Genomic DNA, 14,919 nt, shown 5'->3' on the forward strand with positions numbered 1-14,919 from the left:
GCCTCCGGGAGAAATGTATGGAGCTTACCGCCGTTTCCGCCACCCAGTTCAGCGTCGCGCAGCTGACGACGATCCTTTGCGACTGTTTCGAAGATTACCTGGTTCCCGTCACGCTATCGGTAGAGGTTTTTGTCCAGCGTTTTAGCGCCGAAGGGCTGAGCCTGCTGGATTCCTGCGTCTGGCTGGATGGAGATGTCCCCGCGGCGATGGCGGTCGTCGCCCGCCGCGGCGATGAAGCCAGGCTGGCGGCGTTCGCGGTGCGGTCTGCCTATCGCGGAAAGGGCGTTGGCCGCCGGCTGATGACGCCGCTTATCGACGCGCTGCGCGAGCAGGGCGTACGGCGGATATGGCTGGAGGTTATCCGCGACAACCACGCCGCGGTGGCGCTGTATCAATCGCTGGGCTTCGAGGTGCGGCACGGGCTGTGCGGCTATCTGAGCGCGCAGGCCGCGAGCGAGGAGTCATCCGTATTGCAGGAGTATGACGTGCTGGCGCTGACGCGCAGGGCCGGCGCCGAGATTAACGGCCAGCTGCCGTGGCTGATGGACCCGCTCACCTTCAGCACCCTGCCGTGCCGGGCGCTGAGCCTACATCAACAGGCTTTCGCCGTGCTGGCGACCTTAACCAGCAGGCCGCAGCTGCAGTTTTTATGGGTCGATCCCGCCGCCCGCGGGCGCGGGCTGGGACGGGAAATGCTGATGGCGCTCGCCAAACGCTTTCCGGGGCTCGGGACCTCGGTGACCATCCCGGAGCGCTTTACGCCGCTGTTTCACGCCGCCGGCTATACGCCCATGGCATTAAAACAGTATGAAATGAGCGCAACGTTGAGCGCCCCGCCGCCAGCAGGGCGTTGAGATTCAGCCGTTACGCGGGTCGCTAATCGGCTGACGAACCAGGAAAATATAGGCCAGCGCGCCGAGGGCGGTCACGCAGCCGCAGATAATCAGCGCCAGCTGGAATGAGTGGGTGGTATCGACGATAAACCCGGTCACCACCGGCGCGAAGGAGGCGCAGATAAAGCTGGCGAAGTTCTGGATGCTGCCGACGGACGCGGTCATTCTCGAGGCCACCGCGACGTGAATCAACCCCCAGCAGGAGGTGCCGGCAAAGTGGATGCAGAACAGCGCCATACCGATTAACAGCACCGCAGCGATAGAGGTAGTGGCCTGCGGCACAATTAACGTAAACGCGGCGGAGCAGAACATCCCGGCAATAATGCAAATTTTACGGCTTTTGATCGGCGCCATGCCGCCTTTAACCAGCCAGTCGGTGACGTAGCCGTTGATAAGCATACCGGCGGCGCCGAACAGGAACGGAATGGCGGCCATAAAACCGGTACTTTTCAGATCGAGGCTATACGCCGTTTGCAGGTAGCCCGGCAGCCAGGCCAGATACAGCCACGCGGTATAGTTGATGCCGCTGAAGCCCAGCATCATTCCCCACATGGTTTTGTTTTTAAACAGGCTGCGCCATTCGGAAAAGCTCAGCGGGTCGCGGCGAACGTTGACGCTTCCGGCGTTAAGGTAGGCCTGCTCGTCGGCGGTGAGAGAGATATCTTCCCGGTTGCGATAGAGCATATACCAGCCGATAGCGACGAAGATCCCCAGCACGCCGATGGTGATAAACATCCCGCGCCAGCCCATCATCAGCATCATGGCGGCAAGGATCGGCGGGCTGATCGCGACGCCAATGGTCGAGGCGGCGTTAAAGAAGCCCATCGGGCGGCCGCGCTCTTTGATATTAAACCAGTCGTTGATCACCTTGACGCCGCAGGGGTTCATCGGCGCTTCGCCGATCCCCATGCCGATACGCACCAGCACGAACTGGGTAAAGCTGTGTACCATCCCCGAGACCGCCTGAAACAGCGACCAGAAAAACATCCCCAGCCCCAGCATGATGCGCGGACCTTTACGGTCCAGCAGCGGCCCGCAGGGGAGCTGGGCGATGCCGTAGGCCAGCGAGAAAACGGACAGCAGCGCCCCGATTTCGGTGGCGCTGAGCCCCAGCTCCTCGCGAATCGTTAAGTTCGCGACGGACAATGAACTTCTGTCGAGGTAATTAATCACCGCCGCCAGAAATAACAGGATCATTGCCGTTGTCTGAATTTTTTTAATGCGAGTACTACGCGTTAACGTATTATCTAACGGAACAGTCATCGTCTCCGCCTTTCCTTTATCAAAGGTTGTCTGCGGGTCGATAGTGATATTTCGTGATTCCACGCCTGACTCCTGGTTATTCTATTTGAACGACAAGTGACATCGAATGGTTTAAACCCCACCCACCTATTTCACAGTAAAGTAAGTCGACTTGTTTTCAGCATAAATAACCTTTTTTCTGGCGCTGGTTTATGTTTTGAGATCTGTGCTGCTGATTATCATTTTCTGTTTTTAATCGGTACTTAATAAGCCAGGGATTCGCTCTGCCTGAGCGAGTTAATCATTGATTGCTTCGCCGAGTTCAGGTGGTTACGCAGCGCCAGGTTGGCGTCCAGATCGCTGCGGCAGATGAGCGCGCTCAGGATAGTCATATGTTCATCAATGGCGATGATATTGCGCTGTTTAAGGTCGCTCTCATCCCACTGATAGTGAAAGTGAAAAATCACGGAAATAATCTCAAGTGATTGATTAAAAAATATATTCTCAGCCGCGGACAGGAGCAGAGAATGAAAGTCGCGATCGAGCTGGGAAAACATACGAAAGCTGTCGCCGATGCTGTCACGCAGGGCGCGATGGCGCTCAAGCAGGGTTTTCGCCTGCAGCCAGCGGGCGTCGTTGTCCGGGAGGTTGAGGAAGTGCTGTAGCGCGTGGGTTTCCAGCATTTCCCGCAGTTCGAACAGCTGCTCGGCCCAGGATTGCTCAAACTTCTTCATATTCCACTGGCCGCGCTTTTCGCTTTCAATCAGGTTGTAGCGGCTGAATTTCAACAAAAACTCCCTGACCACGACCGGGCTGACGCCAGCAGCACGCGCCAGCTGTAGCTCGGAAAATATCTCTCCGGCGCGCAGCTGGCGCTGGTTAATCATGGTGTAAAACGCCTGCTCGAAGAGACGGTTCTGTTCGGCCAGCGAGGCGCTGGAGCCATCGAAGCCGTCCTGCATCTCCGGCTGGCGAAGGATCTGGTAGTCCTGACCGCGCTGGCGCAGCACGCCGCGCTCGCACAGGTGGCTGAGGATATGGCGCACGGTGGTGCGGCTGATGTTGTACATCTCCGCCAGCGCGCTTTGTGAGGGCAGCGGCGACGGAAGAAAGCCGCGCGCCATATCGTTAATGACCTGGTTAATGACGTTGTGACGAAGGTTTTGCGAGCGGCTCATTATGCATCTCCATTTTTTTAGCTATTAAAGCCGGATTTAAAACAGTTTTGTGCGTGAGATTTCACAATTTTTGCAATGAATTTATTCTCACCTCTGTTTTTCATCGATATCTAAACAAACAAATACGGAGGAAATTATTATGACGTCGATGAATACATTAGTGTGTCAGGAACCCAAAATATTGCGCTGGGAAAAACGCCAGATTCCCATTCCCGGCGATGATGAAGTGCTTATTAAAATAAAAACGGTGGGGATTTGTGGTACGGATATTCATGCCTGGGGAGGGAATCAACCTTTTTTTAGCTATCCGCGCGTACTAGGTCATGAAATATGCGGTGAGATTATCGGTCTGGGTAAAAATATTCTTAATCTGAAAAGCGGACAGCAGGTTGCCGTCATACCCTACGTCGCCTGCGGTCAGTGTCCGGCCTGCCTGAGCGGCCGGACAAACTGCTGCGAGAAAATTTCCGTGATCGGCGTACATCGGGACGGCGGGTTTAGCGAGTACCTCTGCGTGCCGGTAAAAAATCTGCTGGTGGTGGATGACGTCGAGCCGGAAGCCGCGGCGCTGATTGAGCCTTTTGCTATCAGCGCCCACGCGGTGCGTCGCGCCGCTATCCAGCCGGGAGAGCAGGTGCTGGTGGTCGGCGCGGGCCCCATTGGTCTCGGGGCGGCGGCGATCGCCAAAGCCGACGGGGCGCAGGTGGTGGTGGCGGATACCAGCCCGGCGCGGCGCGACCACGTGGCGCAGCACCTTGGTCTGGCCACGCTCGACCCTTCCGACCCGCAGTTCACCGAACGGCTGTGTGCCGCGTTTGGTGGTTCGCTGGCGCAGAAGGTGATCGACGCCACGGGGAATCAGCAGGCGATGAACAATACGGTGAATTTAATCCGCCACGGCGGCAGCATCATCTTTGTTGGCCTGTTTAAAGGTGAGCTGCAGATCCCGGACCCGGAGTTTCATAAGAAAGAGACGACCATGATGGGCAGCCGTAATGCGACGGAAGAGGATTTTGCCAAAGTCGGGCGGCTGATGGCCGAGGGGAAAGTCACCGCCGGGATGATGCTGACCCACCGCTACGATTTCAGGTCGCTGGCTGAGATTTACGAAAACGACGTGATTAACAATCGCCAGCTTATCAAAGGCGTCATTCATTTTTAGCAGGAAAGGCTATGAAATCGTTAAACAGAAAAGATTTTCCCGGGCCGCGGTACCCGACGCGCGTGATTCAGTTCGGCGAAGGCAACTTCCTGCGGGCGTTTATCGACTGGCAGCTGGACCTGCTGAATGAGCAAACCGATCTGGCGGCAGGCGTGACCATCATTCGCCCGATCAACACCGAGTTTCCGCCGTCGCTTAATATCCAGGACGGACTCTACACCACGGCGATCCGCGGGCTGGACGAACGCGGCGAGGCGGTGAGCGAGGCGCGGATTATTCGATCGGTGAATAACGAGATCAACCCGTGGCAGGATTTTGCCGGCTATCTGGCGCTGGCTCGTAATCCGGCGATCGCGTTCGTATTTTCAAATACCACCGAAGCGGGCATCAGCTATCACGCCGGAGACCGGCCTGACGATAAGCCGCCGGTCAGCTTTCCGGCGAAGCTGACCCAGCTGCTGTTCGAACGGTTCCGCCATTTCAACGGCGCAGCGGATAAGGGATGGACGATGATTCCGTGTGAGCTGATCGACTACAACGGCGAAGCGCTGAAGGCGCTGGTGCTGCGCTATGCCGAAGAGTGGCAATTGCCCGCGGCTTTTCGCGACTGGGTTGAGACCGCCAATACGTTTTGTTCAACGCTGGTTGATCGCATCGTCACCGGCTACCCGCGCGAGGAAGCGGAAAAGCTCGAAGCGGAGCTGGGCTACCATGATGCTTTCCTGGATACCGCCGAATACTTCTGGCTGTTCGTTATCCAGGGGCCGCAGGCGCTGGCGAAGACGCTGCGGCTCGAACGTTACCCGCTCAATATCCGTCTCGTAGAGGATATCCGGCCCTATAAAGAGCGCAAAGTCGCCATTCTTAACGGCGCGCACACCGCGCTGGTGCCGGTGGCGTGGCTGTGCGGCGTCGATACCGTTGGCGAAGCGATGCAGGACGAAGCCATTCGCCATTATGTGCAGCAAACTATCGACGAGGAGATTATTCCGGCGCTGGATTTACCGGCCGATGAGCTGAGGCAGTTTGCCGATGCCGTGACCGGGCGCTTTCTTAATCCCTGGATTCGCCATCAGCTGCTCTCTATCGCCCTGAACGGCATGACCAAATTTCGCACCCGGATCCTGCCGCAGCTGCTGACGCATATCCGCCAGCACGGCGCAATCCCGCCGAGGCTAACGTTCGCCCTGGCGGCGCTCATCGCCTTCTATCGCGGGCAGCGCGACGGGCAGGCGTATCCGCTGCAGGATGATGATGTCTGGCTAAGCCGTTTTGCCGCAGGATGGGCGCAGGTGGCGCAAGGCCGCCCGCTGCATGAACTGGTCACCGAAGTCCTGCAGGATACCGGGCACTGGGGTGAAGATCTGACGGCAATACCGGGGTTTGCCGAACAGGTCACGCGGTATCTGGAAGTCATTTTGAGCGCGGGGATGCGGGAGGCCCTGAGGCGGCTGTAGTCGGTTTGTTGTGCGGCGCCCGCGGATTTGGGCGCCGTTTTTTTTGTGCTCTGAACCGCAAATAATGAATTAAGCGCCAACGGTTGGTGGATTTCCCGCATCATAAGAGCCTATCCCATTAGGGCTATTTTGCTTGCCATTTTGAACCTGGGCAGTGCTCAGACAAAACTCGCAGAGTTTTGAACGCCCTCAGGGCGGCCTGGAGGGGGAGCGTAGCGAATAATCCTCACGTACTACGTGTACGCTCCGGTTCTTCCGCGCTGGCCGTGTTCAAACTGCCTGCGCCAATAACGCCTACTGGAAGAGGCTCTAAGTACCTATGATGGCATTGATGGGGGATGCGATGCGTAAAACGGAACTGTTGGCTTTTCTGCAAAATCAGACCGATTTTTTTGATCCGGAGAACCTGAGCGAGGTCTTCACCGCCGGCTACCTGGCCCGGCGTTTTGCCATGCAAAGAAATACCGCCAGCCACTATCTGAATCAGCTGGTGGCCCAGGATGTGCTGGTGAAGATTAATACCCGCCCGGTCTATTTCCTGCATAAGGCCGCCTTCTGCCAGCAGTTTTTCCCCCTTTCCCGCAGCGAGTACGCCAGCATGGCGGAGCTGCTCGCGGAGAGCGATCGGCAGCCGGAACAGGCGGATCATTTTTCATTGCTTACCGGCCATGACGGTAGCCTGCGCAAGCCTATCGAACAGATGAAAACCGCGCTGTTTTATCCCAACGGCGGGCTGCCGCTGCTGATCGTCGGCGACAGCGGAACCGGCAAAAGCTATATGGCGGAGCTGATGCATGAGTTTGCTATCGCCCAGGGACTGCTGGCGCCCGATGCGCCCTTTGTCTGCTTCAACTGCGCCCAGTACGCCAGCAACCCGGAGCTGCTGGCCGCCAACCTGTTTGGCTACGTCAAAGGCGCGTTTACCGGCGCGCAGGGCGATAAGGCCGGGGCGTTTGAAGCGGCAAACGGCGGCGTGCTGTTTCTCGATGAGGTCCACCGCCTCGATGCGCAGGGCCAGGAGAAGCTCTTCACCTGGCTGGACCGCAAAGAGATCTATCGGGTGGGAGAGACGGCGCAGGGGATGCCGATTTCGCTGCGGCTGGTGTTTGCCACCACCGAAGATATTCACAGCACGTTTCTGACCACCTTTATTCGTCGTATTCCGATCCTCATTAGCCTGCCTGATTTACAAAACCGCAGCCGCGGCGAGAAAGAAGCGTTAACGCTGCAGTTTTTCTGGCAGGAGGCCCGCACGCTGTCCGCCCGGCTGCAGCTGACGCCCCGGCTTTTACAGGTGCTGACGCACTACGTTTATCGCGGCAACGTCGGTGAGCTGAAGAATGTCGTCAAGTACGCCGTCGCGTCGGCGTGGGCCAGGTCTCCGGGCAGCGAGAGGCTAAACGTCACGCTGCACGATCTGCCGGAAAATATCATGGCCGCGACGCCGGCGCTTAGCGAACCGATGGGCCAGCAGGAGCCGCTGCTTATTGAACCGCAGACCAGCCTGGTCTGGCTGCTGCGCGCGCGCGACCCGGTTCAGGGGCTGATCTATGATGCTCAGTGCCGCGTTCTCGCGCTGTATGAGGCGGTGCTGAGTAAAAAAACGATCTGGGAAGAGGCGCAAAAAAGCATGGGCGAGGAGATGGAAACCCTCTTCGATCGGCTGGTTTTCGATAATCATGATGCCAACAGCTCGCATCTGCTGCTGCTGATAACCCATCAGGTGCGGGAGGAGTTTTATCGCCTTGAAAAGCGCTTCAATATTCAGTTTAACGGCAACTGTATCTACGCCCTGAGCCACTACCTGATTCATCGTTCTCGCCAGGCGCAGTCGACGATGAGCAATGAGAAAAGCCGCCAGCTGGAGGATTTCCTGGCGCAGAAATACCCGCTGCTTTATCGCTTTTGTGAAGAGATCCTCTCCGCGCTGGCGCTGAAGCTGGATATTGAACCCCGACGCATTGACCTGCTGCTGCTGGTGCTGTGGTTACAGAAAAACGGCGCTATCAGTCAGCAGCAGGTGACCCGGGCGGTTATCCTCGCCCACGGTTACGCCACCGCCAGCAGCATCGCCAACGTGGCGAATCGGTTGCTGAAAAGCCAGCTGTTTGAGTCATTCGATATGCCGCTCGACGTGACGCCGGAGGCTATCGCCGATCAGGTGATGGCCTGGATTGAGAGCCACGCGCTGGCCTCCGGGCTGATCATCCTGGTCGATATGGGATCGCTGAACGCCATTCACAGCCACTTCAACCGCCGGCTGTCCACGCCGATGGCGATTATTAATAACGTCTCGACCAGGATGGCGATGTACGTCGGGGAGCGGGTTTTGCAGGGCGATATGCTGGAAGATATCGTCCGGGAGATAGGCGATGACCTCGCGGTTGAGCATCAGCTCTATTACCCGCAAACGGACAAACCGCGGGCGATTCTTACAACCTGCGCCACCGGTCTGGGGGCGGCGGCGAATCTGTCGGCGCTGTTAAAAGCCAGCATTCCTGAGACGCTCGGCATCGATATTGTGGCATGCGATGTGGAAACCCTCGCCGATCCCGCGCGGCGGGCGCCGATGCTCAGCCGCTATGAGGTGCTGGCGATCGTCGGCACCCTCGATCCGCATCTCGCCGATCTGCCGTGGATCTCGCTGGATTCGCTGATTTCCGGCGAAGGAAGCCGCCCGCTGATGCGTATCTTCGGCGAACTGGCCTCCGCTGAGCAGGTCAGCGAGATCAATAACCTGATCCTGAAAAATTTCTCGCTGCGCCGGGTGATCGAGTCGGTGACGATCCTCGATACCGGTAAAGTGATCAATCAGGTCGAGCAGTTTTTACTGCGCTATGAGCATCTGGCCGGCTGCGATGTGCCTAACGATCGCAAGGTGGCGCTGTACGTGCATATCAGCTGTCTGATAGAGCGCCTGATCCGTAACGCTTCGCCATCCCATTATTCCGGCAAACAGTGTCCGGAGAGCGAGCTGGTTATTCTGCGCGAGGCCTTTAGTGTCATTGAGAACGGATATAGTGTCAAAATCCCCGCCGTTGAGCTGTATTACATTCACGATATCCTGACGCGAGAAACGGAATTTATTCAGGAAGATCAAGAGTTTTAAGACTCGTCATCGGTTCGTCCTTGCGCTAACCGGCACGCCACTGTTTCTGGCACGCCGGTTGCAATTAAGAAAGCAGTGGAATGCGCTTTCGAGGTAAGGATGAAACGACACTATATTTTTGCCAGCCATGGCACCTTTGCTAACGGTTTGCTGAACTCCGTGGAGCTGATCCTCGGTAAGCAGCCGGATATTCATACTCTCTGCGCCTATGTCGAAGAGGAGGACGATCTGACGCAGCAGGTGGAGACGCTGCTGGCGCGTTTCCCCGCCCAGGATGAGCTGATTGTCATTACGGATATTTTCGCCGGTAGCGTCAATAATGAGTTTGTGCGTTTTTTATCGCGCCCTAATTTTCATTTATTGTCCGGTTTAAACCTGCCGCTGATTATTGATTTACTTATTTCCGCAGGCGAAGAAAATACCGATAAATTAATTTCTGAAGCATTAACAAGCGCCAAAGAGAGCATTCAGTACTGTAATCAGACGATTGCCAGTGCGATGACTATTGATAAAGACTTCTGAAATGAGGGAACACCATGATTACGCTATTAAGGGTTGACCATCGATTACTACACGGCCAGGTGGCCTTTTCCTGGACCCAGTATGTCGGCGCAGATTGCATTTTAATCGCCAACGATAATGTCCCTGAAGATGAGCTGCGGAAAACCACAATTAAGCTTGCTAAACCGCCTTCGGTAAAACTGGTGATTAAAAATATTAACGATGCTATCGAATCGATAAAAAGCGGCGTGACGGATAAATATCATCTTTTTATCGTCGTGGAATCGGTCAATGACGCCTGGCGTATTGCCAGCACCGTCGAGGGGATAAAAAGTATTAATCTCGGCGGAATAAAAGCCAAAGAGGGCAGTAAAAATATTTCTAAGGCGATTAATTTACTGCCGGAAGAAATTGAACAACTGCAGCAGCTGGTCGGGAAAGGCGTCGAAGTTGAGATCCGCCAGGTCCCTAACGATCGCAAACAGCTTTTTGCGCAATGCGTTTAACTCCGCGGAGGACAGATTATGGTAGAGGCTCTCTTACTGGGTCTGGTGGCGTTTATCGCGCAATCGGAATATGCCCTGGGGACGTCGCTGATTTCGCGGCCTATCGTCACCGGGCTGCTGACCGGGCTGGTGCTGGGGGATGTACAGACCGGCGTCATCATGGGCGCGACGCTCGAGCTGGCGTTTATCGGCTCTTTCTCCGTCGGCGCATCGATCCCGCCTGATGTGGTAACCGGCGGTATTCTCGGCGTGGCGTTCGCCATTACCTCCGGCGCGGGAACGGAAACGGCGCTGCTGCTTGGCCTGCCCATCGCCACCCTGACGCTGATCCTGAAAAACGTCTATCTGGGGATGTTTATCCCGATGCTCAGCCAGAAGGCTGACGGCTACGCGGAGCGGGCGGATACGGGCGGCATTGAGCGCATGCATCTGATTGCCGGCCTCGGGCTGTCGCTGATGCTCGCCACGGTGGTGACCATTTCATTCCTGGTCGGCAGCAATGCGGTGAAATCCCTGCTCGATACCATCCCGGAATTTATCAAACACGGGCTCAGCGTCGCTACCGGCATTATTCCGGCACTCGGCTTCGCAATGCTCGCCAGGCTGCTGATTAATAAGAAAGTCGCGCCGTACTTTTTCCTCGGCTTTGTGCTGATGGCCTACCTGAAAATCCCGGTGACCGGCATCGCTATTCTCGGCGCTATCGTGGCGGTGGTGATGGTTAACGTCACCGCGCAGAGCTCACCTCGTACGACGACAGAACAAGGAGTCAGCGATGACGACGAAGATGATTTCTGAAGAAACTCTGCAACCGCAGGCGCAGGAAGAGGCCCGTATCACGCCGCGCGATCTACGCCGGGTATTCTGGCGCTCCTTCCAGATGGAGTTTTCGTGGAACTATGAGCGGCAGATGAATCTCGCCTTTGTTTACGCGCTGATTCCGGTGCTGAAAAAGCTCTATCCGCGCAAAGAGGAGCTGGCCGGGGCGTTGAAACGGCATCTGGTGTTCTTCAATACCACGCCGCATATCGTCACCCTGCTGCTGGGGATCACCACGGCGATGGAGGAGAAGAATAGCCAGCAGAAGAACATGGACGCCAACGCGATTGATAACGTCAAAGCGTCGCTGATGGGGCCGCTGGCCGGGCTGGGGGACTCCTTTTTCTGGGGCACGCTGCGCCTGATCGCTACCGGCATCGGCACCAGCCTGGCGCTAAAGGGCAACATTCTCGGTCCCATTCTGTTTCTACTGGTGTTCAACGTGCCGCACATCCTGGTGCGCTGGTTCTTTACCCGCTGGGGCTATGTGCTGGGCACCGGGGTACTGCAGCGGATCCAGAAGAGCGGAATGATGGAGAGCCTGACCTACGGCGCGTCGATTATCGGCCTGATGGTGGTCGGGGCGATGACCGCCTCAATGATTGATATCACCATCCCCCTCTCATTCGGCGCCGGAGAGGCGAAAACCCAGGTGCAGGACATTATCAACGACATCCTGCCCTGCATGCTGCCGCTGGTGAGTTTTGGCATCGTTTACTGGCTGCTGGGGCGCAAGGTTAAACCGCTTTCTATTATCGGCGGAATGGCGCTGGTGGGCATTCTGGGGTCGTGGATAGGTTTATTTTAACGGGAGTCGAAAATGGTACCAACGATGATGACCTATATCAGCGAAGAGTCGGCCTGTCTGACGCAGATCCTGCGCGACTACCGGCAAAAGCTGGCGGCGATTGAGACCTTTGCCTGCCAGCACCCGGTGCGCCGCATTCTGCTGTTGGCGACCGGCTCGTCGCTGAACGCCGCCCTGTGCGCGCGCTATTTCTTTGAGCAGCGCTTCGGCGTCCTGGTTGAGATTAAAGAGCCGTACAACTTTACGCACTACGAGGCGGTCGATCCGCATACCGATCTGGTGGTGGCGATTTCGCAGAGCGGTAAAAGCGCCTCGACGCTGGCGGCGATGCGTAAGGTGCAGGCATTGAGCCTGCCGGTTTTTGCGCTGACCTCCGATCCGCAAAGCCCGATCGCCCGGGCCTGCGACGGGATACTGGATATCAATACCGGTATCGAGAGCGTGGGGTTTGTCACCCGCGGGTTTAGCGCGACGGTGCTGAATTTGCTGCTGATAGCGCTGATGATTGCCCGTGCCCAGGGGAAAGCCAGCGAGGCCGAGGAGCAGCGCTATCTTGCCGAACTGCAGCGGCTGGCGGCGGCGATCCCGGATGTCATTGACCGCACCTCGCGGTTTATCGACAGGCATGGCGAAGCGCTGCGGGGCGGCGAGCGCTTCGTCGCCACCGGCTATGGCGCGCTGGTGGGCGTCGCGAAGGAGTTCGAAACCAAATTTACCGAAACGGTACGCGTGCCTTCCAGCGGTTTTGAACTTGAGGCCTATATGCACGGCCCCTATCTGGAAGCCAATGCCCGCCATGTGATGCTGTTTATTGAAGATGCGCCGGATGCGCGGAGCCGGGCGCTGCGGGATTATATGGCGCCGTCCATTGCCCGCGCCTTTACGCTGACGCTGAGCGACGAAGAGGATGCGCAGACGCTGGCGCTAAGCTGCCCGTGTGAACATCACCTGGCGCCGCTGCTGCTGATTGTTCCCGTCCAGATGCTGGCCTGGCATACCGCCGGCCTGAAAGGTATCGATCTGGCTAAACGTATTTTTGACGATTTTGATCGCGTCTTAAAAAGTAAAATCTGATTATTCAGGAGAAAACTATGTTGGGTTTTAATCAGGACGAGTATCTGATCAGTGCTCGCGAGATCATCGCTGCGCGCAAACAGGCGGAAACCGTTGCCGATGATATTTATCAGAGCGGCTGTAGCGCCTTATTTTTCGCCTCGGTGGGCGGTTCTTTGGCGCCGATGATGGCAATAAATGAGTTTGCAAAAGAATTAACCAGCGTGCCGGTTTACCTTGAGCAGGCGGCGGAATTAATTCATCGCGGACATAAAAAATTAAATAAAGATGCGGTGGTGGTTACGCTATCCAAGTCCGGCGATACCAAAGAGTCAGTAGCCATTGCCGAATGGTGCAAAGCGCAGGGGATTCGCGTGGTGGCCATTACCCGTAATGCCGATTCGCCATTAGCCGAGGCGGCGAGCTGGCATATTCCGATGTGCCACAAGAACGGCGTGGAATATGAATATATGCTGCTCTACTGGTTATTCTTCCGCGTCATTTATCGTCACGGTGATTTCGCGAATTACGATCGTTTTGCACGCCAGCTGGAATTGCTGCCGGAGAATCTTCTGCAGGCCAAACGCCAGTTCGATCCGCAGGCGGATAAAATCGCCGCTCAGTATCACGGCTGCGACTATATGATGTGGATCGGCGGGGCGGAAATGTGGGGTGAGGTCTATCTGTTCTCAATGTGTATTCTCGAAGAGATGCAGTGGAAGCGGACCAAATCGGTGAGTTCAGCCGAGTTTTTCCACGGCACCCTGGAGCTGCTGGAAAAAGAGGTCCCGCTGTTCCTGGTCAAAGGCGAGGGTAAATGCCGGGCGCTGGATGAGCGCGTTGAGCGCTTCGCTGAGAAGATCACCGACCATCTGGTGGTGATTGACCCGCGCGACTATCCGCTGAACGGCATTGATGAGGCTTTCCGCTGGATTATGGCGCCGTGCGTGGTTTCCACCCTGCTGGTGGACAGGCTGGCGGCCCATTTTGAACACCATACCGGGCACGACCTTAATATCCGCCGTTACTATCGTCAGTTTGATTACTAAGCTTTGCTGATGGCGGCCAGCCGGGCTGGCCGCTGCGCGATTCTCCGAGGCGCTTCCCATAAAATCATCGCCAAAACCAACGAAGTAAAAACCGATGGTAGAGTCCGGCTTTCCTTCTCTTTCAGGCAAGCGGACGGCCATGAAAAAACGGATGACCTCAACGCCGCACGATGCGGTCTTTAAGCGATTTCTTCGCCACCCGGAGACGGCGAATGATTTTCTCACGCTGCACCTGCCGGAAGCGATCCGCCAGCGGTGTGATTTTTCTACCCTACGGCTGGAGCCGGCGAGCTTTATTGATGAAGATCTGCGCGCCTGGTATTCGGACGTACTGTGGTCGGTACAAACCCCCTGCGGCCTGGGATATGTGTATGTGGTGATAGAGCACCAGAGTTCGCCGGATAACCATATGGCTTTTCGCCTGATGCGCTATGCGATTGCCGCGATGCAGCGGCACCTCGACGCCGGGCACAAAACGCTGCCGCTGGTAGTGCCGATGCTTTTTTATCACGGCGCGACCAGTCCTTATCCCTTTTCCCTGAACTGGCTGGACGAATTTGCCGACCCGCAGATGGCGAGGACGCTGTACGCCTGCCCGTTTCCGCTGGTTGACGTAACGGTGATGCCGGACGATGAAATCGTTCAGCACCGGCGGGTCGCTCTGCTGGAGCTGATGCAAAAGCATATTCGTCAGCGCGATCTCAGCGGGATTACGGAGTCGTTGGCGACCCTGGTGATGCTGGGATACACTAACCGCAGGCAGTTAAGAGTGCTGTTTCATTATATGCTGCAGTACGGCAATAGCGCCGATCCGAGCGTGTTTCTCCGCCGGTTGGCCCGCCGTCTGCCACACTATGAGGAGAGGTTGATGTCTATCGCTCAAAAGCTCAAGCAGGAAGGTCGGCAAGAGGGAAGGCAAGAAGGTCGCCAGGAGGGGAGGCGGGAAGGGATACAGGAAGGCCTGCAGGAAGGGAGCCGGCGGGAAGCGCTGCGCATTGCCGGCAGTATGCTGCAGAACGGTTTAGATACCGAGACGGTACAGCGGATTACCGGACTGTCGGCGGATGAGCTAAAGCCGCTGCATGGCTAATTTCCACCCACCGTCACCACGGCCCGGCGCAAAAAGCCGCCGGGCACGATGG

General features: G+C 56.8%; 13 protein-coding genes. 11 read left to right on the plus strand and 2 right to left on the minus strand.

From position 1 onward, the window contains the following. Positions 1 to 17: 17 nt before the first annotated feature. Positions 18 to 854: a GNAT family N-acetyltransferase gene (locus ABLU67_RS10905; RefSeq protein ID WP_348852295.1), complete on the plus strand. Its 837-nt coding sequence runs from the start codon at positions 18 to 20 to the stop codon at positions 852 to 854. Positions 855 to 857: 3 nt separating this feature from the next. Here the strand turns inward: ABLU67_RS10905 and ABLU67_RS10910 are convergent, their stop codons facing one another. Together ABLU67_RS10910 and ABLU67_RS10915 are read right to left on the minus strand one after the other, a co-directional pair. Next, positions 858 to 2,219, minus strand: coding sequence for an MFS transporter (locus ABLU67_RS10910; protein ID WP_025106887.1), 1,362 nt, complete (start codon positions 2,217 to 2,219; stop codon positions 858 to 860). A 179-nt stretch (positions 2,220 to 2,398) separates the two neighbouring features. Beyond that, complete coding sequence (locus tag ABLU67_RS10915; RefSeq protein WP_032747809.1) at positions 2,399 to 3,313, minus strand: GntR family transcriptional regulator; 915 nt, start codon at positions 3,311 to 3,313, stop codon at positions 2,399 to 2,401. Positions 3,314 to 3,452: 139 nt separating this feature from the next. Between ABLU67_RS10915 and ABLU67_RS10920 the strand changes: the two genes are divergently transcribed. From ABLU67_RS10920 to ABLU67_RS10965, 10 genes are all read left to right on the plus strand, one after another. Beyond that, entirely contained in the window at positions 3,453 to 4,475 is a 1,023-nt protein-coding gene (locus ABLU67_RS10920; protein WP_025106885.1) for a zinc-binding alcohol dehydrogenase family protein, read from the plus strand. 11 nt (positions 4,476 to 4,486) lie between these two features. Continuing rightward, entirely contained in the window at positions 4,487 to 5,932 is a 1,446-nt protein-coding gene (locus ABLU67_RS10925; protein ID WP_048262642.1) for a tagaturonate reductase, read from the plus strand. A 343-nt stretch (positions 5,933 to 6,275) separates the two neighbouring features. Continuing rightward, positions 6,276 to 9,041 carry a sigma 54-interacting transcriptional regulator gene (locus ABLU67_RS10930; protein WP_348852296.1) on the plus strand — a complete coding sequence of 922 codons (2,766 nt, stop codon included), beginning with the start codon at positions 6,276 to 6,278 and terminating at the stop codon, positions 9,039 to 9,041. Positions 9,042 to 9,140: 99 nt separating this feature from the next. Continuing rightward, positions 9,141 to 9,563, plus strand: a complete 423-nt coding sequence (locus tag ABLU67_RS10935; protein ID WP_064358767.1) for a PTS sugar transporter subunit IIA — start codon at positions 9,141 to 9,143, stop codon at positions 9,561 to 9,563. Positions 9,564 to 9,577: 14 nt separating this feature from the next. Further along, a complete protein-coding gene (locus ABLU67_RS10940; RefSeq protein ID WP_064358768.1) occupies positions 9,578 to 10,048 on the plus strand; it encodes a PTS sugar transporter subunit IIB in 471 nt (156 codons plus the stop codon). Positions 10,049 to 10,066: 18 nt separating this feature from the next. Beyond that, positions 10,067 to 10,846 (plus strand): PTS mannose/fructose/sorbose/N-acetylgalactosamine transporter subunit IIC, encoded by a 780-nt coding sequence (locus tag ABLU67_RS10945; protein WP_064358769.1) that lies wholly within the window; start codon positions 10,067 to 10,069, stop codon positions 10,844 to 10,846. Next, positions 10,824 to 11,675 (plus strand): PTS system mannose/fructose/sorbose family transporter subunit IID, encoded by an 852-nt coding sequence (locus ABLU67_RS10950; protein WP_014227807.1) that lies wholly within the window; start codon positions 10,824 to 10,826, stop codon positions 11,673 to 11,675. Before ABLU67_RS10945 ends, ABLU67_RS10950 begins: the two co-directional genes overlap by 23 nt. A 12-nt stretch (positions 11,676 to 11,687) precedes the next feature. Further along, entirely contained in the window at positions 11,688 to 12,749 is a 1,062-nt protein-coding gene (locus tag ABLU67_RS10955; protein ID WP_064358770.1) for an SIS domain-containing protein, read from the plus strand. 17 nt (positions 12,750 to 12,766) lie between these two features. Further along, positions 12,767 to 13,777 carry an SIS domain-containing protein gene (locus tag ABLU67_RS10960; protein ID WP_348852297.1) on the plus strand — a complete coding sequence of 337 codons (1,011 nt, stop codon included), beginning with the start codon at positions 12,767 to 12,769 and terminating at the stop codon, positions 13,775 to 13,777. A 139-nt stretch (positions 13,778 to 13,916) separates the two neighbouring features. Beyond that, entirely contained in the window at positions 13,917 to 14,867 is a 951-nt protein-coding gene (locus tag ABLU67_RS10965) for an Rpn family recombination-promoting nuclease/putative transposase (protein ID WP_049083202.1), read from the plus strand. Positions 14,868 to 14,919 lie beyond the last annotated feature (52 nt).

The sequence above is a fragment of the Klebsiella sp. GN_Kp190 genome (assembly GCF_040061795.1).
Taxonomy (GTDB): domain Bacteria; phylum Pseudomonadota; class Gammaproteobacteria; order Enterobacterales; family Enterobacteriaceae; genus Klebsiella; species Klebsiella michiganensis.